Annotated in this window: 15 protein-coding genes; 9 read left to right on the top strand and 6 right to left on the bottom strand. The window is 38.6% G+C overall.

Going from position 1 to position 19,287, the window contains the following annotated elements:
• Nucleotides 1-72: 72 nt before the first annotated feature.
• The 9 genes from SJY44_RS05680 to SJY44_RS05640 all read left to right on the top strand — a co-directional run bounded on the left by SJY44_RS05680 (nt 73) and on the right by SJY44_RS05640 (nt 10,704).
• The gene (locus SJY44_RS05680; RefSeq protein WP_396591615.1) at nt 73-2,136 is read left to right on the top strand and encodes a hydantoinase/oxoprolinase family protein; all 2,064 of its coding nucleotides are present in this window, start codon (nt 73-75) and stop codon (nt 2,134-2,136) included.
• A 2-nt stretch (nt 2,137-2,138) separates the two neighbouring features.
• Nucleotides 2,139-3,800 carry a hydantoinase B/oxoprolinase family protein gene (locus tag SJY44_RS05675; protein WP_396591614.1) on the top strand — a complete coding sequence of 554 codons (1,662 nt, stop codon included), beginning with the start codon at nt 2,139-2,141 and terminating at the stop codon, nt 3,798-3,800.
• A 1-nt stretch (nt 3,801) separates the two neighbouring features.
• Nucleotides 3,802-4,599 carry an aspartate/glutamate racemase family protein gene (locus SJY44_RS05670; RefSeq protein ID WP_396591613.1) on the top strand — a complete coding sequence of 266 codons (798 nt, stop codon included), beginning with the start codon at nt 3,802-3,804 and terminating at the stop codon, nt 4,597-4,599.
• Nucleotides 4,599-4,922, top strand: coding sequence for a hypothetical protein (locus SJY44_RS05665; RefSeq protein ID WP_396591612.1), 324 nt, complete (start codon nt 4,599-4,601; stop codon nt 4,920-4,922). Before SJY44_RS05670 ends, SJY44_RS05665 begins: the two co-directional genes overlap by 1 nt.
• Before the next feature lie 4 nt (nt 4,923-4,926).
• The gene (locus SJY44_RS05660) at nt 4,927-6,126 is read left to right on the top strand and encodes a cytosine permease (RefSeq protein ID WP_396591611.1); all 1,200 of its coding nucleotides are present in this window, start codon (nt 4,927-4,929) and stop codon (nt 6,124-6,126) included.
• 2 nt (nt 6,127-6,128) lie between these two features.
• A complete protein-coding gene (locus SJY44_RS05655; protein ID WP_396591610.1) occupies nt 6,129-7,211 on the top strand; it encodes a DUF917 domain-containing protein in 1,083 nt (360 codons plus the stop codon).
• 4 nt (nt 7,212-7,215) lie between these two features.
• Nucleotides 7,216-8,799, top strand: coding sequence for a hydantoinase/oxoprolinase N-terminal domain-containing protein (locus tag SJY44_RS05650; protein WP_396591609.1), 1,584 nt, complete (start codon nt 7,216-7,218; stop codon nt 8,797-8,799).
• A 502-nt stretch (nt 8,800-9,301) separates the two neighbouring features.
• Nucleotides 9,302-9,865, top strand: a complete 564-nt coding sequence (locus SJY44_RS05645; protein ID WP_396591608.1) for a sulfatase/phosphatase domain-containing protein — start codon at nt 9,302-9,304, stop codon at nt 9,863-9,865.
• Nucleotides 9,862-10,704 (top strand): endonuclease/exonuclease/phosphatase family protein, encoded by an 843-nt coding sequence (locus tag SJY44_RS05640; protein ID WP_396591607.1) that lies wholly within the window; start codon nt 9,862-9,864, stop codon nt 10,702-10,704. The genes SJY44_RS05645 and SJY44_RS05640 overlap by 4 nt, the downstream gene beginning before the upstream one ends.
• 20 nt (nt 10,705-10,724) lie before the next feature.
• On the opposite strand, the gene SJY44_RS05635 is transcribed toward SJY44_RS05640, so the two are convergent.
• The 6 genes from SJY44_RS05635 to SJY44_RS05610 form a co-directional block, all read right to left on the bottom strand.
• On the bottom strand, nt 10,725-11,558 hold the full coding sequence (locus SJY44_RS05635; RefSeq protein WP_396591606.1) for a sulfite exporter TauE/SafE family protein: 834 nt from the start codon (nt 11,556-11,558) through the stop codon (nt 10,725-10,727).
• A 205-nt stretch (nt 11,559-11,763) separates the two neighbouring features.
• Entirely contained in the window at nt 11,764-13,095 is a 1,332-nt protein-coding gene (locus SJY44_RS05630; RefSeq protein WP_396591605.1) for an MFS transporter, read from the bottom strand.
• Between the two features lie 39 nt (nt 13,096-13,134).
• Nucleotides 13,135-13,317 (bottom strand): CPXCG motif-containing cysteine-rich protein, encoded by a 183-nt coding sequence (locus SJY44_RS05625; RefSeq protein WP_396591604.1) that lies wholly within the window; start codon nt 13,315-13,317, stop codon nt 13,135-13,137.
• Between the two features lie 77 nt (nt 13,318-13,394).
• Complete coding sequence (locus SJY44_RS05620; RefSeq protein ID WP_298924556.1) at nt 13,395-14,723, bottom strand: TolC family protein; 1,329 nt, start codon at nt 14,721-14,723, stop codon at nt 13,395-13,397.
• Nucleotides 14,720-18,007, bottom strand: a complete 3,288-nt coding sequence (locus tag SJY44_RS05615) for an efflux RND transporter permease subunit (protein WP_396591603.1) — start codon at nt 18,005-18,007, stop codon at nt 14,720-14,722. Before SJY44_RS05615 ends, SJY44_RS05620 begins: the two co-directional genes overlap by 4 nt.
• Nucleotides 18,004-19,140: an efflux RND transporter periplasmic adaptor subunit gene (locus tag SJY44_RS05610; protein WP_396591602.1), complete on the bottom strand. Its 1,137-nt coding sequence runs from the start codon at nt 19,138-19,140 to the stop codon at nt 18,004-18,006. The genes SJY44_RS05615 and SJY44_RS05610 overlap by 4 nt, the downstream gene beginning before the upstream one ends.
• Between the last annotated feature and the right edge of the window lie 147 nt (nt 19,141-19,287).

Genomic DNA, 19,287 nt, shown 5'->3' with positions numbered 1-19,287 from the left:
TAAGTGATCCATTGCAAATGCAAAGCCACTAAAACTCATTAGTGGCTTTCTTTAAAATTTATTAAGATAACCATGAGAGTCGCAACAGATATAGGAGGGACTTTTACAGACTTGGTATGTTTGGAATTTGACAAAAAAACAGGCAGACCAACAGGAGTAAAAGTTGCAAAATCAGATACTACACCTTCCAATTTTGAAGAGGGTATATTAGATACCATAGAAAAAGGAAATGTAGATTTAAAGGAGGTAGAATTCTTCGCACATGGCACCACTGTGGTCATTAATGCACTTACCGAACGTAAAGGCGCGAAAACGGCCTTGATAACTACAAAGGGGTTTCGGGATGTACTGGAAATAGCACGTTGTAATCGACCTGACCTGTTCAATTTCAACTTTGTAAAACAGCCACCTTTTGTGCCCAGATATTTAAGGTTTGAGGTAGAGGAACGAATGAATTACAAAGGTGAGGTCATCAAAGAGTTGAATATGGCGACTCTAAAGGCCATTCTAAAAACCTGCAAGGAAGAAAAAGTTGAGGCCATTGCGGTTTGTCTTTTGCATGCTTATAAAAACCCAGAGCACGAAATACAGCTTGTTCAAGAAATGTCCAAACTCGTCGATAGCATCGAAATAATCGCCTCTTATCAGGTGACTAGGGAATGGCGAGAATATGAACGAACAAGTTCAACAGTTTTATCCGGCTATGTTTTGCCCATTGCCAAAAAGTACTTGAACCAGCTCAAAGAAAAGTTAAAACATAGAGGACTACGTGATTCCCCTTACATCATGCAATCAAATGGAGGAATAACCACCTTGAATGATGTAAAGAGCAATCCGATTACCATGGTAGAATCTGGCCCTGCAAGTGGTGTTTTTGGAGCTATCGCCTTAGGAAAGGTCATTGGCAAAAAAAACCTGATTGTTTTGGATATTGGTGGAACCACTGCCAAATGCGCCTTAGTTGAAAATGGTCAGGTAAAAATTACCACCAACTATAAAATAGAACATTCAAGGACAGAAGCTGGTTATCCCATTCAAACCCCTGTAATCGATATTGTTGAGATCGGAAACGGAGGAGGAAGTATTGCCTGGATAGATAAGGGAGGAAAAATGCATGTTGGACCCAAAAGTGCAGGTGCAATGCCTGGACCTGCTGCTTACGGTCGTGGAGGAAAAAATCTTACCACTACAGATGCCAATATTATCACCGGACGTATACATCCGGATTATTTTTTGGGAGGTGAGCTGCAACCTGATTACCCAAGTATTGAAAAAGCCGCCCAACCTTTATGCGAATCATTGAATGCATCAAAAGAAGACATTGCCAAAGGCATTTTAAGAATTGCCAATTCCAACATGGTCAATGCTTTGAAACTCATTTCCGTAAACAAAGGACATGACCCTAGGGATTTCACCATGGTTGTCATTGGAGGTGGGGGCTCAATGCATGGGGCAGATTTGGCTAGAGAGCTTCAGGTATCAGAATTGATTGTCCCACCGCATGCAGGAGTATTTTCTGCTTTCGGGATGCTCATGTCTGATATACGAAGAGATTTTATCAGGACCAATGTGATAACCCTAGAGTCCGAAAAAAGAGCCATTATCCAATCAACCTTCGCGGAAATGGAAAATGAGGCTATCAAAAACTTCAAATTGGATGATTATACAAACGACGACATCAAGTTTACCTATTATACCGATTTGCGTTATGCCGGTCAAGAACACTATGTAAAAGTACTGTTGTCCAACTTTGATGACCATACGCCGCTGGATACCATAATCCAGTATTTCCACAAAGAACACAAAAAGCACTATTCTTTTGAGCTGGATGCCGTTGTTGAATTGGTAAATTTCCATTTAGTAGCGGAAGTGGTGGTTGACAAACCAGACTTTCCAAAATTGGATACCCTTGGCAAAAAAGTAGAAGATGCACAATTTGATACCAGAGAGGTTGATTTTGACGATTTGGGAATTCAGCAAACCGCATTTTACCACAGAAATTTGTTAGAACCAAAAATGAGTATTAAGGGTCCAGCTGTAATTGCCGAAAAAGCCACGACCACACTGGTTACTCCTTTGCATATTGTACATGTTGATGAGTATGGAAACCTAATTCTAACCTTACAAAAAGTCTAGCAATGGAAAAATTTACCTTAGAAATCATACAGGATGCATTGGTTGCTGCTGGCGATGAAATGTTTCAGACTTTGCAGCGCACCAGCATGAGCCCTATCATCTACGAATCACTCGACTATGCGGTAGGTATTACAGATTCCAAAGGAGAACTATTGGCCCAAGGTAACGGAGTAACCGCATTTTTGGCCGCTTTAGATTCTGTTGTAAGGGCAACTTTAGAAAAATTCAATGGAGAAAACACATTGGAAGAAGGAGATGTTGTCATTGCCAATACACCCTATGCGGGTGGGGGAACCCACCTATCAGATGTATCGGTGATATATCCAGTTTTTTATAAAAATGAACTGGTCGCATTTACAGTCAACAAAGCACATTGGACAGAATTAGGGGGGACGTTCCCAGGTTCTGTCTCTACGGTAGCCACAGAAATTTATCAGGAAGGATTGCATTTCCCATTCATAAAAGTACGAGCAAAAGGTAAAATCAATGAGGCTATTGTTGACCTCATCAAATCCAACGTACGATTACCGGATAGCACTCTTGGTGATCTCTATGCCGGAATAGCGGCAGCAGAGATAGGTGCCCGAAGGGTGATTTCAATTATTGAAAAATATGGTTTGGAAACATTTGTCAAAGCCAAAGAAGATTTCCTCGATTATGGGGAGCGCATGTGTATTGAAGCCCTTAAGCAGATTCCAAATGGAGTGTATGAAGGAACAACCGAAATTGAGGACAATGGTTTTGGTGAAGGACCCTTTCCTATCAAGGCTAAAATAACAGTGACAGATAATGAATTTATAGCTGATTTTAATGGTTCTCATCCACAAGTAAAAGGTGCTACCAATCTGGCTTTTAGTGGCTTGGTCACAGGTTGCCGAAGTCTTTTTAAGGCCATAACTACACCACGAATGGATGCCAACGGAGGCGCGTTCAGGCCAATGAAAGTTATCTGTGAACCGGGAACCATTGTTAGCGCGGAAGCCCCTTCGGCAGTATCGGTTTACTATGAAGTTTTAATCACGTCCATCGATTTAATTTGGAAGATATTGGCGCCAATGATTCCGGATAAGTTACCAGCTGGGCATTTACGTTCTGTCTGTGCTACGTTCATTTCAGGTATGCATCCGGACACCGGACAATTTTATATTCAGGCCGAACCTTTGGCAGGTGGATGGGGAGCTTCCTCATCACATGACGGAAACCGTGGGCAACTCTCCTGTGGTAGTGGTGAATCCTACAACATTCCAATTGAAATCCGAGAAATGCGCTATGGTATCCAGGTAGAACAATATGCCCTTCACAATGAAGGTGGTGGATATGGCGAATTTCAAGGAGGAAATGGGCAGTATGTAGATTACAAAATTGTTTCCGATGGAGCTCATGTCACAGCTGCATTTTTGGGTGAAAAAACAAAAACCTGGGGTATGAATGGTGGTCATGATGGATCCTATAATTACTTCTTGCTTATTCGAAAAGATGGGACGGAAGAAAGACATAGTTTGGGGACCAACATTGCTTTGGAAAAAGGAGATATCGTAAGATGTGTTACCGCCACCGGAGGTGGTTATGGAGACCCTAAAAATCGACCAAAGGAAAATGTTCTCTTAGATGTGAAAAACGGATACATAAGCAAAAAAGAAGCAAAAGAATTCTACAATATTTAATATGGAAGATGTCATAAAAATCATGTATCTGAACCCAGTCGGCTTTGACGCATATGATGCATTTTTTGCCGAAATGATCAAAGAAAATAAGTATTCAAACACTGAAGTACATGTCACCTCTTTGAACCCAACCGTAGGTCAAATGGATAACCTAGAGTATAGAACCTACAACGCACTCATTGCCTCTGATTTGATTAAGGCCACGCGCCAAGCTTCAGCGGAAGGTTTTGATGCTCTGATTATTGGTTGTTTTTACGACCCTTATTTATTGGATGCTAGAGAAATTTCTGGTGATATGGTAGTCGTCGCTCCTTGTCAATCTTCAATCGAAATTGCCTTAAAACTATCCAATAAGTTTTCCGTAATCATCGGTCAAAAAAAATGGGAACATGAAATGCACTCGACCATAAAGGAATATGGTTATGGGGAACATTTAGCATCCTTTAGAGATGTTGGTATGAATGTCTGTGAGTTTCAAAAAGACCATGATATTACAGCTAATAATTTGTTTAGAGCTGCGGAAAAAGCTGTTAAAGAGGATTTCGCAGAGTCTGTCATATTAGGCTGTACTTGCGAATTTGGTTTCTTTAAAGAGATTCAGGAAAAGCTTAGCGTGCCTGTTATAGACCCTTCTCTTGCAGCTTTGAAACAGGCAGAACAAGCGGCCATTTTAAAAAAACAATACGGGTGGAAGCCCTCAAGAAAATGGAGCTGTGAACCTCCATCAGAACAGGACATTGCACAATTTGGACTGTTTTCGGATGACTATCAATTTGGTAATAGAATCATCGTGAGCTAATGGAGATAAAAAAAATTACATACCCACTGCCCGATGAACATTACAACAAATCTCTTTTTCATATTCAGAAAGAGCAGGTGGAGTTTCAATTTGGTACAGTATTTCTAAAAAAGGGAACCAGAATTCCGGAAGTAGGTTTTACAAGACATCCAAGCCATGAAATTTCGATTATTCAACAGGGAAATATTGAAATGCTCAATGAAGATGGTTCAATTAAGGGTTGCCTAAAGTCAGGGGATGTCGTTTATCTGGAAGCTTTCGAGGCCCAAGCAGGAAACATTCTGGAGGACACAAAACTCCTTTATATGCTAATCAAGACATAATAAAATGGAAAACAATCAAACTAACACAAAATGGTATAGTCTTGCTGGTATTTGGTTCGGAGGCATCGTAAGCGTACCCGCATTACTTATTGGCAGTACTTTAATAGCTGCCTTAAGTTTCAATACATCGATTTTGGCTGGTCTTATTGGTTTTAGCTTTGTAGTACTCTTCATGTCTTTCTTGAGCATGGCAGCAGTTGAAAAAAGAAAAGCGACTGTTGCGTTGGCTTCGAGCAGTTTTGGTGAGAATGGTGCCAAGATAATCGTTGCGTTGGTCATTGGCTTATCTACCTTAGGGTGGTTTGGAATCCAAAGTAATATTGCGGGGGCTTCCTTTTCGAAAATACTCTTAGAAATGGGTGGGCCTGATATTCCTGTATGGGTCACGTCAGTCTTTTGGGGCATTATTATGGTACTCACAGCAGTTTTTGGATTCAAATATCTAAAATGGCTTAATTATATCGCGGTACCTGCTATCGTTTTGCTATTGATTTACGGACTTGTTATCACCTTTCAAACTCATAGTTTTCAAGAAGTACTGGATTTTAAGCCTGAAAGCCCAATGCCCTTTTTACAAGCTATTGGGCTCACCATCGGCTTTATTTCGGTTGGAGGAGTAATTTCACCTGATTACAATCGTTTTGCAGCAACGAAACGGGATGCGGTTTTGGGTTCAATCTTTGGAATCATCCCTTCTGCATTATGTTTGCTCGCCATTGGTGCAATTTTAGCAATTACACAGGGAACTTATGATATCGTTGAAATATTTTCCAGCTTAGGTTTTCCATTTTTTGCAATGTCAATTCTTATACTGGCTACATGGACATCCAATGTTATGAACATCTATTCCTCTGGATTGGCCTTCAATGATCTTTTTAAACTAAGTGATACTTCTCGCTCCAAAACCACTTTAATGGTCGGAATTGTTGGGATACTACTTGCCGCTATTGGAATACTATCCCATTTCATGAGTTTTATTACCCTTCTCACCATTACCATAACACCAATAGCAGGAGTAATGATCTCAGATTATTATATCGCCAAAACCTATCAACAAAAAGCTCAGAAAATAAATTGGATAGGAATATTCTCTTGGGGGGCCGGGGTAACACTGATGTTGCTTATGGACTCCCCTATCAAAAACATATTAGGGATTGTGGTTGGTGCATTGGTTTATTATATCCTTAAAAAAATCATGAAGTAAGTATGCGAAAAATCGGCAAATCAGACATTGAATATATAGCCATGGGATCAACCGTTCTAGGTACGGGAGGAGGAGGTGACCCCTATATTGGAAAGCTTTTGGTGAAGCAAGCTATAGATACCTATGGCGAAGTGACCCTTGTCAAAGCTGAAGAATTGGAAGATGACGCACTGATAGTTCCCATTGCAGCTTTTGGAGCGCCCATGATACTTGTGGAAAAGCTTTTTTCGGGAAATGAATTCATCAAGGCCTTTGAGATGATGGAAGAATATTTGGGTAAAAAAATAGATGCCATTATGCCCGCCGAAGCTGGTGGACTCAATGGCGTAATCCCGTTTGCTGTTGCCGCACAAAAAAATATTCCCATAGTGGATGCGGATGGTATGGGAAGGGCGTTTCCACGCTTGGAAATGGTCACCTTTACGTTACATGATATTCCCGTTTCTCCTATAGCTCAAGCAGATGAAAAAGGAAACAGAAATATATACCATACTATTGATAATGTATGGGGAGAAACCCTTGTCGGGGCCACAACAATTCAAATGGGGGGCAGTTGTGCTATTGGATGCTATCCAATGAGCGGTGAACAAGTTAAGAAAGCTGCCGTGCATGGTATTGTCTCGTATGCCCAAAAACTTGGAAAAGCTATTATAGATGCAAAAGAGAAAAGCCTAAGTCCGCTGAATTCTTTAATTAAAGAAGCATCTGCCATCAAACTTTTTACTGGAAAAATCAGCAATGTTACCATCAAAACAGAAGGTCGTTGGAATAAAGGTATTTGTCAGATCATGGGACTTGATGAAAATCAAGGGTCTTTCATGGAATTGGGTTTCCAAAATGAGTTTTTAATGGCAAAAAAAGATGGGCAACCTGTCGCTATTACTCCGGATTTGATTGTACTCATAGATGCAGAAAATGCACAGCCCATTACTGCAGAATCAGTTCAATATGGCACTAGGGTAGCAGTTTTGGGCATGAAGGCCGATAAGCAATGGAGAACCCCTAAGGGAATCGTTCTCGGAGGGCCCCAAAAATTCGGTTATGAAGAAAAATTTGTTCCCATCGAGGAATTGAACAAAAATTAAAAGTATGTATTACAAAATAGGTGTTGATGTTGGAGGCACCAATACGGATGCTGTATTGGTATCACATACCAATACAATTTTGGCCAAAACCAAGCAGACCACAACGCTAGATGTGAGTACTGGTATCAAAAATGCTATTGGCGCTGTCATTTCCAAAGTAAATATTCCCAAAGAGGATATCAAATATATCATGTTGGGTACAACGCATTGCACCAACGCTCTGGTGGAACGAAAAGAACTAAACAAAATCGGTGCTATCAGAATTGGTCTTCCAGCAAGCAGTTCCATACCAACTATGGCAGATTTCCCTGAAGAATTGAAAGTCCTTCTGGGGGAACATACTTATATGGTACACGGTGGTTATGAATTTGATGGTCGATTGATAAGTCCGTTGAAAGAAAAAGAAGTAAAAAGACATCTTCATTCCATGAAGGGACAGGTGGAATCTTTGGCCATTACCGGCATTTTTTCCAAAACACTGCCAGATCAGGAATTGCAGGTAGCTGCTTGGGCCAAGGAAATTTTGGGAAGTGATGTAAGAACAAGCTGTTCTCATCAACTTGGTGGGCTTGGATTGCTAGAGCGTGAAAATGCCGCAATTTTAAATGCAGCTTTACAAAAAGTAGCTTCTAAAATGGTGAATGCCTTTAAAGATACCGTACATGGATTGGGTCTTTCGTCCCAAATGTTCATCGGTCAAAATGATGGAACCTTAATGTCATTAGAACAGGTGCAGGATTATCCAGTGCTTACCATTTCTTCTGGCCCTACAAACAGTATTCGCGGAGCAGGGGCATTGTCAAAAGTGAAAAATGGAATTGTTATTGACGTGGGTGGCACAACCTCGGATGGAGGCGTCCTAGTCAACTTTTTTCCTAGGGAAAGTACCCAAGCAGCTCAAATAGGCGGTGTTCTTACAAATTTTAGAATGCCAGATGTTGTAGCAGTTGGAATTGGTGGGGGTACCATTGTGCGGTTTTCTGGCAACAAATGTCACCTTGGCCCAGATTCGGTTGGGTATCGACTTAAGGAAAAAGCCATAGCATTTGAAGGTGATACATTAACCCTTTCCGATTTCTTTTTGGCTAATAATGAATTGGAAATAGAACATGCTGAAGAATCGTTGAACCTGATTAAAATGATAGAAAAAATTACGGAAAAAACATTTCCAGAAGCTCTTTCCGAAGTAAAACATCAGATTCAAATAACTATTGAAAAGTTAGTGGACAAGCTAAAAACAGATTCGAGAGAAATTCCTGTTGTTGCCTGTGGTGGCGGATCATTCTTGTTGCCGAAAGAAATCAACGGTGCTTCTAGCGTAATTTTTCCAGAACACTTGGAAGTGGCCAACGCATTCGGTGCTTGCATTGCTCAAATTGGCTGTGAGGAAGAAATGGTGATTAACACTCTACAGAATGATGAAAATACAGCTTTGGAGCAACTACTTGAAAAGGTAAAACAAGAGTTGTTGAAAAACGGGGCCCTAGAAGATAGCATCAATATACTGGCAAAAGAAGTAATACCCCTAGCCTATCTTCCTGGAGCTGTAAAACTTAAGGTAAAGCTTTGCGGGGATTTGTTGAGTTAATCAACACATTAAAAATATGCTGCACAATTTAACAAGTTTCAAGAAACTTTTATGTTTAGTCTGCTTATTCCCAGGTTTATATGAACTTTGTAAAGCATGTATTCCCATTCAATTGACAATTCGAATTATCAGTATTGATCACTACCAATCTAGTTTTCAAATACTTTTGAAGCGTTTTAAACTTTTTATCAGGCGTTGACGAATCAATGGCCTTTCTTTTTCGGCCCTTAATTCTGCCTGATCGTTTTTCTTCTATTTATTTCTGGGATACATTAGGATTCAGCTTGTTTTGAATTCCTGATGCGATAATCTTATTAATATCAAATTCCATCTCCATAAGAGATTGGGTTCCTTATTATGAAACTATTGCAAAAATATCATTAAGAGTTCGGAAATTTTCTTAGAAAAGGAACAGATTACAATTTTGGATTTGAAAGGGCACTCTTAATACAGTTCAACCAAAGAAAACCTCATGATTTATACTTCCGATTAAGGTTTTTATTTGGGTGAACGCGGTTGGTTTGATAAACGTTTCATGCACGAAGAATCCCTAAGGATGCCCTTATTAGCGCAACTACCAAGAAGAATAAAACGGGGAACAATAACAGATGCTATGGTTCAAAATTTGGATTTTGCTCCTACTCTGTTGGATCTAGCCGGAGGAATTCAGTACACCAAAAAGATGCAAGGCAAATCATTCAAAGCATTGTTGGATGGAACAGAGGTTGATTTTAAAGAATCGATTTATTATCACTATTATGATTATCCAGCTTTTCATATGGTAAAAAAACAATACGGAATACGCACCAAACGCTATAAATTAATCCATTTTTATGACGATATTGATGCTTGGGAATTTTATGATTTGGAAAAAGACCCAAAAGAGCTGTACAATGCTATTGATAATGGAGGGTACAAAGACATAATCACCAAAATGCACCGGAAGTTGGACAGCTTACAAGAGCACTATTTAGTAACCGAAAAGGAATTTGAAACCACAACAAAAGCAGAAGTTGATGTTGCCAACAAAGCTTTTAAAAAATTAAGAGGCATCCCTATCAAATGAAAAAAAAGATTCTATTTGCTATTCTTACGCTTGGCACTTCATTCATATACGCACAAACGTTGGATGTTATGTCCTATAATATAAGATATGATAATCCCAAGGATAGTCTAAACAGTTGGGAACACCGAAAGGACTTTCTTATTTCGCAACTTAACTTTTATGCCCCGGGGATTTTTGGAACCCAAGAGGGTTTAATCCATCAATTAAAGGATATTGATGAGGGTTTAACTGATTATTCATTTTTTGGAATTGGTAGGGACAATGGGGATGAAAAGGGTGAGTTTACAGCAATTTTCTATAATAAAAAAATATACACTTTATTGGAGGAGAACACCTTTTGGTTATCCACAACTCCAGAAAAACCTTCAAAAGGATGGGATGCAGCATTGCCTAGAATATGCACCTACGGCTTGTTCAAAATAAATGGAACAGAGAAACAATTTTATGTTTTCAACGCGCATTTTGATCATGTTGGAAAAGAGGCCAAAACCAACAGCTCACAATTAATCCTGAATATAATTAAGGAGCTGAATAAAAAGAAACTTCCTGTAATTGTTATGGGTGATTTTAATTTGGAAAGCGATGCAAAAGGCATTAAATTACTTGAAGAAGTTTTTAACGATGCACATATTTTGGCTGGCGATAATGCCTTTGGCCCTGAAGGCACCTTCAATGGCTTTAATTTTACACAACCTGTTACCCGTAGAATAGATTATGTATTTGTTTCCGGGAATACGTTCAAGGTACTTAAAAGCGGCATTTTAAGTGATTCCAAAAATTGCAGATACCCTTCTGACCACCTTCCTGTGCTTGCTAAACTTGAGTTTACTGATAAATAGACAGCTAGATTGCATAAAAATCAAATAAAACCGACAACTGTTTTGGCTATTATTAAAACCATTACTCCACCAAAAATCAGTCGTAATAGTGCAGGTTTGGTTCTATGGGCCATTTTTACACCAAACGGTGCTGCCAAAAACACACCCAACAATATAGGCAATACCAAACTCATGGAGATGTAGCCAAACTGATTAGGCAGTACTTGTTGTATTTGTTCAGAGGTATCAAAACTTATATAGCTGGCAGTTACCCCAATTGCCAATAACATTACCACTCCAATAGAAATAGAACTTGCTTTGCGTATTTGGACTCCAAAAACATCTGTTAGACTGGGGATTACAACAATGCCACCACCAAAACCAGAAAGTGCTGTGGTCACTCCCGTAAACAAGCCAAGTACATAGTACATTAGTTTCCCATTTTGGAGTTTTTCTTGTCTATTAGAAACCGCACTTTTTGTGCGAAAGAGTAAAAACCTAATTGCCACAAGAGAAACCATAATTAAAAAGAGTATGTCAAAATAGATTTTATCGTACCAATCAGAGGTCTTAACTATTTCAGACATCATAAAACCGGCCAAAACTGCCGGAATACCAATGAGCAGAACTTCCTTAAGATAAAAATTGCCTATTCTATATTGCTTATAGCTCACAGCAAATCCATTAAATATGGTTATAAAAAGAGAATGGGCGATTATAAATTTTACCAATTCAGGCTCTGAAATGCCCAATGGTGCCAAAACCAAATCTAATGCAGGAATAAGAATAACATTACCTCCTGTTCCCATTAATCCTGAATAAAAACCATTGGCAAGACCCACTAAAAATAGGATTATTACAAGGTTTAGAGTCATTAAAAAATTAGATTAAGAAGGTACTATTTCAACAATTGAATATGGCAATTTTCTCAAATTAAAGATAAGCATACAAAAATTCCTATCTAACCTTTTTTATAATTTGATTTACCTCCTTTTGTGATTAAAGCCAAGAAGTCAAATCTACTATTTGGCATGAATCAAATGCACATTTTTCTAACTTTTAAACCACGTTTTAACAGCCTTAAGTACTCAGCTGTACCTGTTTCTTTCCTTGCATAAAATTGAAACTCATCAACGCAGTGATAATCAAAAAGATTATTCCTCCAATAGCGAAAACAGTAGTTGACAAGAATTCAAACAAAACACCACCTAAAATAAGACCAAACATACTGGCAATACTCCCCATACTATTACCATACCCTTGTATGGCTCCCTGCATTTTAGAGCTTCCAGTTCTAGATAGCAATGCCATAAAACTTGGCCACATTAAACCGTTCCCTATGGATAATAGGGTATTGGCCAAATAAATGATTATCAAACTTTTAAAGGACAAAAGCAAAAATGAAGAGGCTAGTATGAAAGATCCAACAAGTATTAACCTTTCATTGGTTATTTTCCCTTGTAACCTGGTCAAAACAGGTCCCTGAACTACAATCATAATAAGACTGGAATAAGCAAGAAAAATACCCAGTTCTGTTGATGACCAATCTAAGATGGTATTGGCATATATGGGTAGGCCAGCATAAAAGAGACTAAAGCCCAAAAAAGTTAAAAAGTAAACCATGTATAAAAGCGGAATACCAGGTTCTCTCAAAATTCTTTTTAATCCTGTTTTTTCAGGATTGGCTTGTAATTCTCCTTCTTGATAACAATTCTTATGTTCTACTTGAAAAAACCTTCGTAAAGACCGCAGGCGGACCTTTCCTGTATTTACTACACAAGGCACACTCTCCTTTAGTTGTGTATTTATAACAAAAATGGCTACAAGAGAAATTAATGCGGCCAATATTAGAGGCAATACTTCTCCAAGGATGGTAGAAGCCAAAACCCCAGCAAAAGCTGGACCCAATACAAATCCTAAACTTGTAGAAGCCCCCATCTTTCCAAAGTTTGAATTTCTATCCTCATCTGTGGATATATCTGATAAATATGCATTGGCCACAGATATATTGCCCCCAGTAAAACCATCAAAAATTCGAGCTAAAAAAATAATGATCAAAGGCAACGTCATTGCGTAATTCCCAGTAAGCGTTGTGTTTTGAGTCCAAAGCTTTGTTTCTGGAAGGATAAAGGCCAATAAAAAGAGTGTCCATGCAATGAACGTACCTAGCTGGCTAATGACAAGCACTTTTTTTCTGCCAATTTTATCTGAAAGCCTTCCTAATATGGGAGCTCCAATGAATTGAAAAAAGGGATATGTAGCTCCTAAAATTCCATATATAAAACCATTCCCTCCCATATCCGTCACTATGAAAATGAGAATTGGAATTACTATACTATATCCTAAAATACCGATAAAATTTACTAGTAAAATCGGGAAAATTTTGGGTGCTATCAGCTTTGAAAGCTTCATAAGTAAAACTGGAATCGGTTGTATTTAAAGGTAAACAAATTATTGTCCCAATTCTCTAGCTTCAAAATGTATCAATTCTTGATTTTCAAAGGTTGTATTTGCTTCAATGGGATTGCAACATACCTCACAATCTTCAATATAGGTTTGGTTTGACACAGAAGTATCTAAAAGAAAAGAAATCTCTTCCCAACAATATGGGCATTGAAAGAAATGTTCGTGCATACCTTATTCAAAAAACAACTCTAAAGAGCCCAATATCTCGACTGCGCTCGATATGACTCGATATATGAATTCGCCAATTAAAAATCTATGTTCAGCAATTGACCACTTATTTGGAGCATTAGCAGTTCGGCCAATTTAGCACTGTATTTTGCTTGACTTTGTGCCAATTCCGCATTCAATAGATTCAATTGTGCCTGTCTAAATTCTATAGAAGTAACCTGTCCTAATTTATAGCGTTCATCTGTGCGATTGAAGTTGTTTTGATTGGTCTGCAAATTCTTTTCCTGTACTTCCAATACATACAACGCATTGGTATAACTGTCCCAGGCATTTCGGATATCGCGCTCTACCTCTAACTCTATCTGCTTTTTGAGCAATTCTTGATTTTCATAACCAATTTTTACATTCTTGATACCAGTAATCCCTCTTCCTCCATCAAAAAGATTCCATGATAGATTAACAGCACCGGTTACACCAGTTGATGTATTTTGAATTAAAAATGCAAGTGGGCTATTATTGGTTGATTCATTCCATCCATAGGTCCCTGTTAAACCAATTGTAGGTAGAAAAACACTCTTCGCCGCTTTTACATTGTACATGGTAATGTTCATGTCCTTTTCCACCAATTGAAGTCGGATGTTATTCGATTTTGCTTCATTGTGCATTTCCTCCATTTGAAGACCAGGTACAAAATTAACAGTAGTATCTGCAAGGAATTGTGAGGAAAGATCTTGATTCAATACAAGGTTTAGGTCACGCATTGTGTTACGTAATTGCTGTCTGGAATTTAACAAATTAATGCTGTCTGTATTAATATCCACCTCAGCATTCAACACATCCAGCCCGGTATTCTGTCCATATTCAAATTGATACCGTGCTCGTTTTAGCCTGTCTTTTGAAATTCCCAAGGCCTGTTCCAAGTTTTTGGTATTCTCCGTTAGACGAGCCACTTCATAATACACGGTAAAAAGCTGTAAAACGGTATTCTCAATAGTCTGCCTTACTTCTAATTCTGATTGCTGGGAACGCTCTTTAAAGCTCTTATAGCTGTAGTATCTGTTCAATCCATCAAACAAGGTGTAGTTTACATCTACAGAGGCATTGTAGCGCCTTGTTTCCGCACCATCTGCAGTACGTATATCTCCGCTTGCCAATTGGCCTTCTGTATTTTGCTTATCAATACTTCCCCCTGCATTGCCGGTTACCGTGGGCAAATAGCCAGAATTTAATATATTGGCATTGTTGTCATCAATTTTTCTGGTATTTCGCGCAACTTGAATACCCAAGTTGTTTTCCAATGTTAAATCAATGGCTTCTTCTTTGGAAAGTACTTTCTCTTGAGCTTCCGCTGTACTTATAAAAACCAATAAAAAAATGGGGAGTGTATAAAATATACTTTTAATCATGTTGTTCCTTCTAAAACTTTTGAAGCATTTTCTTTAGGTTCGGTGTGGTTTGTAGTTCCATTGAGCTGCTGCATTCCTTCTTCCAACATATGTTGCTCTTCTTTCTGTTCTTTAATTGCCCGCTCTACTTCTTCTCTTGAAATTTTTTCGCCTGTCCATAATCTTTTGGCCAGTACTTTTACATTATTTCCAAAAGAGAGAAACAAAGGCAACATTAACAATGTAAGAACCGTAGCAAAACCAATACCATAAGCAATGGCAATGGCCATAGGTTTTAAGAATTGAGCTTGTCTGCTCTTTTCCAATAGTAGTGGAGCCAAACCGGCTATAGTAGTAATGGATGTTAGGAATATGGCCCTAAACCTTGAGCGTCCAGCTTCGTATAACGCATCATTGAAATTAAGTCCATTCCTTAGGTTGATATTAAACTTTCCAATTAACACAAGACCGTCATTGACCATAATGCCTATCAATGCTATAATTCCCAGCATCGAGAGAATATTAATAGGGAAACCATGTATCCAATGTCCCCAAGCTACAGCTGTTAAACTAAATGGCACCAAAAGTATAAGCAAAAGCGGTTGACTGAAACTTCTAAAGGTAAATGCAATCGTTACAAAAATTAGGAAGAGGACCGTTAGGCCCACAAAAGTCAATGAATCAAGTAATTTATTCGCCTCTCTATTCTGCCCTTCGTAGGAAGGAGTAATGGAAGGGTATTTGGATAGGATATCTGGCATAACTTCCGTTCGCACCCATGTCATGGCATCTGTACCACTTGTTGTTTGCAAATCCTTAATATCTGATGAAACTTGGATTTCCCGCTGACCATCTAAATGGTTTATTGCAACATCTCCTCTTTCAATCGTGTACGTTGCAATTTCTGACAAAGGAATTCGCTCTCCACTGGGAGCCGCAATCCGCATTTCATCCAAATCTGCAATAGATGATCTATTTTCTCGATCATAGCGTACCCATACGCGAATCTCATCCTGTCCTCTTTGAAAACGCTGTGCTTGAGCACCAAAAAAGCCAGCTCTAACCTGATTCATTACAGTACGTAGGTCTAAGCCCAATAAATATGCATTTTCCTTCAGTTCCAATCGTATTTCCTTGATTCCTGCTGGGTCGTTGTCCGCCACATCTTTTAAGAGTGCATTGTTCAACAAGGCCGTTTTTAATTCAGATTTGGCCGCCTTAAGCTCTTGAATGTTATTCCCTAGCAGGGAAACTGAAACTGGATCTCCTCCAAAATTACCTCCTGAACCATAAATAAGACTCTCTGCACCAATAACGGGCCCTACCAATTCTGTTAGTCTACTAGTGACCATATCTGCCCTAATTGCATCTGGACGCTCTTCTCCTGGCAGTAAATTGATGACCAATGTAGCTGAAGAAGAGCCAGGCCCAACATTTTTAAGCATATTTTCAAAAAGCATCTTATCAGAGCCCTGTAAATATTTATCCGTAAGCTCTTCGTTTACAATTTGAGCTTTATCCTGAATCATACTAATTATTGAATCGGTAACCTTTTCATTGGCACCATTGGGCATAAGCAATTCAACCGCAATTCTGTCACTTGCAATTCTGGGGAAGAATGAAGTTCTAATAATACCACCTCCTATAGATCCAAAGGTTAAAACCAACGCCATAAAAAATAATGCAAAAGTCAATAGTTTGTAATCCATGGCAAAACGTAAAGCCGGACTATACATTTTATCTCGCATCCATACCATTGCATCATCTCCTAATTTATTTATGATTCTTAGTTTGGAGAACACTTTTGCCATGCCTGTTTTAGGGCCTTTCTTTTGGGGCTGAAGTGCTTTTGAATGTGCTAAATGAGCAGGTAGAATAATTAGTGCTTCAACCAATGAAACTACCAGAGTTAGAATTACAACTACAGAAACTTCGCTAAAGAAATCCCCCACTCGACCATCTAAAAACAGGAAAATGGAAAAAGCCAATATCGTAGTGATAATTGCTGAAAGAATGGGCGGAATAACCTCCATAGTTCCATCTATTGCAGCTTGGACAGGGGTTTTTCCTTTTTCATGATGTTGATAGATATTTTCTGCTATTACAATACCATCATCTACCAAAATACCGATTACGATAATCATCCCAAAAAGAGACAGTACGTTGATGGTTACATTAAGCATTGGTGCAAAAACAAACATTCCTAAAAATGCAACCGGTAAACCAAAGGCCACCCAAAAAGCCAATCTTGTATTTAAAAATAGAGAGAGGAAAATAAGCACCAAAATCATTCCTATTATGGCATTCTCGGTAAGTAGATCAGTTCGTTGCGTCAAGGTTTTGGATAAATCCCGAACAACATCCAATTGAACATTGGTGTATTTCTGATTGAAATCGACAATGTACTCTTTTACTTTTTCTGCGGAACCTATTAAATCTTCAGTATTGGTACTTGTAACGGTAACATTAACTGATAAATCCCCGTTGTAATATGCTGCATTGGGCGTTTCTGAAAAACGGTCCCTGATGGTTGCAACATCCTTTAGCCGTATAGCACGACCTGATGCATCTGCGCGTACCATAACATTGGAAAGTTCATCTCCATAGTACGAGCGATTATTTGCCCGAATCAAGTATTCCTCTGTATTGGTCTTAATATTACCCCCGGTAACCAAAATATTGGCATTGGAAACGGCTTGTGCAACATCATTAAAGGAGAGGTTATAGGCCAGTAGTCTATTTTCGTCTACTGCTATTTCAATCTCCTCGTCTGGGTAACCAGAAATAGTGATTTGAGAAATGCCATCAATAGCCCTTAAATCATTTTCTATTTGCCTTCCTATTTGTTTTAAGGTCGTCAATGAAATATTCTGTCCACTTACAGCAAAACTTATCGTAGGCCTAACCGGCTCTAATTTAGAAACTACTAATGGTTCCATACCTGTTGGAAATGTAGGAACACGATCTACTGCATTTTTGACTTCCAACAGCATAAAATCAATATCCCTGCCCTTCTCTATCTCCACATTGATCGTTCCGCTATTTTCCCTAGACGTAGAGGTAACTCTTTCCACTCCCTGAAGTCCCTTGAGGTTATCCTCAATTTTCAACACGATTCCTTCTTCAACTTCTTGTGGAGAAGCTCCTGGATAGGCTATTGTGATTAAAACATTTTTGGATTCCGTTAGCGGAAAAAATGAGGATTTTAATGAGAATGCACCAACAATACCGAAAATAAAAAATGCAATAATTATTACATTTACCGCAACATGGTACTTAATAAAATAAGATATTACTTTCCTCACGATTTGGCCTTTTTTGGTTTGTCCGCATCAAATACTTTCACCAGCATTCCTGAATAAGCTCCAGTCAGTGCTTTGGCAATGATAACCTCACTATCTGGAACATTTTTCAATACCACCTTCTTATCTGTAAAGTAAACTGGGATCACATCAATAAGGTCTAGGATAGAGTCTCTGACCACAAAGATTTGATTGTTTTCCAATAATAACGAACGATCTATTTCAATAGCATTTGACTCTTCTTTGGCCTGCAAATTGGCTTCTAGATATTGACCTTCTTTTAAGTTATCTCCACTGACCTCAATAAAAACTGTTATCGTCTGGGAGTTCTGATCAACCCGTCCGTTTACTCGGCTAACCTCTCCCATATATTCTTGGGTCTTATCCAAATTGGAGAGCGCTACCTTTTTTCCAACTTTTAAGAAATCTCCATAGGTTTTACTTATTGAAACCTCTAGTTCATAAACTCCTATATTAATGTATTCCCCTAATTTCTGACCTACCCGCACCAAAGTTCCTTCTGTTACCAGTGCATCAGTTAGCACACCTTTAAAAGGCGCTGAAATATTGTATTTAGAAAGTCGTTGTTCTAAATTCTTTACATTGTAATAATTGGATATTATTCCTCTACCGGAAATAAAGAACTTTTCCTTCTCCGATTCCATTTCAGGTAACATTGGCGTCGTACTGTTAAGGTCAAAACCATTTAAGTATTCTTGCCATTTTGGATATATTTCAGGATAATCTAACCGTAAATCTGGCATTATAGAGGTAAGCAGATTGTACAAATTGCTTTTTGCAGATTGTACACTGGCGTAGTACTCACTTGCATCAATACGAATCAATGTCTGCCCGGCATTGTATTCTTGTCCTGTTCTGAATAATTTACTTCCAGACCTAAAAACGCCCTGCACTTCAGAAAACAGTTCAACTCTTCTCTTGGCCTTTAGGTTTCCATTAGCGGGAACTACAATTGGAATGATACTATTTTTAACCGTATCAACAAAAACAGTTTTAACAACTTTCTGCAGTTTTGGCCTTCTACTGTCCTTACTTTCTGCAATTAATCCTGCAAAATATAAAGATCCAAAAATAATGAGTCCGCCAACAACGGCGGAGATAATTAGCTTGCGCATGCGTAGGATGGATTAGTCTTTTGCAAAACTATTCGCTTCCTTATCGTTGTAGGGTTAAATATTTCATAAATTGCTTAGGGAATGTTTTGTTTTTCTAAACAAAAAAAGGGGATACACGCCTGCATCCCCAAACCAAACAAACTAAAG

Origin of the sequence: Allomuricauda sp. R78024 (genome assembly GCF_044596045.1) — a bacterium.
Classification (GTDB): Bacteria; Bacteroidota; Bacteroidia; order Flavobacteriales; family Flavobacteriaceae; genus Flagellimonas.
Note: the sequence above shows the minus strand (reverse complement) of the source record. Positions and strands in the feature narration are given on the sequence as shown.

Bases quoted from the DNA above. Each gene is read 5' to 3' on its own strand.
- SJY44_RS05680 (WP_396591615.1), top strand. From the start codon at position 73: ATGAGAGTCGCAACAGATATAGGAGGGACTTTTACAGACTTGGTATGT.
- SJY44_RS05675 (WP_396591614.1), top strand. From the start codon at position 2,139: ATGGAAAAATTTACCTTAGAAATCATACAGGATGCATTGGTTGCTGCT.
- SJY44_RS05670 (WP_396591613.1), top strand. From the start codon at position 3,802: ATGGAAGATGTCATAAAAATCATGTATCTGAACCCAGTCGGCTTTGAC.
- SJY44_RS05665 (WP_396591612.1), top strand. From the start codon at position 4,599: ATGGAGATAAAAAAAATTACATACCCACTGCCCGATGAACATTACAAC.
- SJY44_RS05660 (WP_396591611.1), top strand. From the start codon at position 4,927: ATGGAAAACAATCAAACTAACACAAAATGGTATAGTCTTGCTGGTATT.
- SJY44_RS05655 (WP_396591610.1), top strand. From the start codon at position 6,129: ATGCGAAAAATCGGCAAATCAGACATTGAATATATAGCCATGGGATCA.
- SJY44_RS05650 (WP_396591609.1), top strand. From the start codon at position 7,216: ATGTATTACAAAATAGGTGTTGATGTTGGAGGCACCAATACGGATGCT.
- SJY44_RS05640 (WP_396591607.1), top strand. From the start codon at position 9,862: ATGAAAAAAAAGATTCTATTTGCTATTCTTACGCTTGGCACTTCATTC.
- SJY44_RS05635 (WP_396591606.1), bottom strand. From the start codon at position 11,558: ATGACTCTAAACCTTGTAATAATCCTATTTTTAGTGGGTCTTGCCAAT.
- SJY44_RS05630 (WP_396591605.1), bottom strand. From the start codon at position 13,095: ATGAAGCTTTCAAAGCTGATAGCACCCAAAATTTTCCCGATTTTACTA.
- SJY44_RS05625 (WP_396591604.1), bottom strand. From the start codon at position 13,317: ATGCACGAACATTTCTTTCAATGCCCATATTGTTGGGAAGAGATTTCT.
- SJY44_RS05620 (WP_298924556.1), bottom strand. From the start codon at position 14,723: ATGATTAAAAGTATATTTTATACACTCCCCATTTTTTTATTGGTTTTT.
- SJY44_RS05610 (WP_396591602.1), bottom strand. From the start codon at position 19,140: ATGCGCAAGCTAATTATCTCCGCCGTTGTTGGCGGACTCATTATTTTT.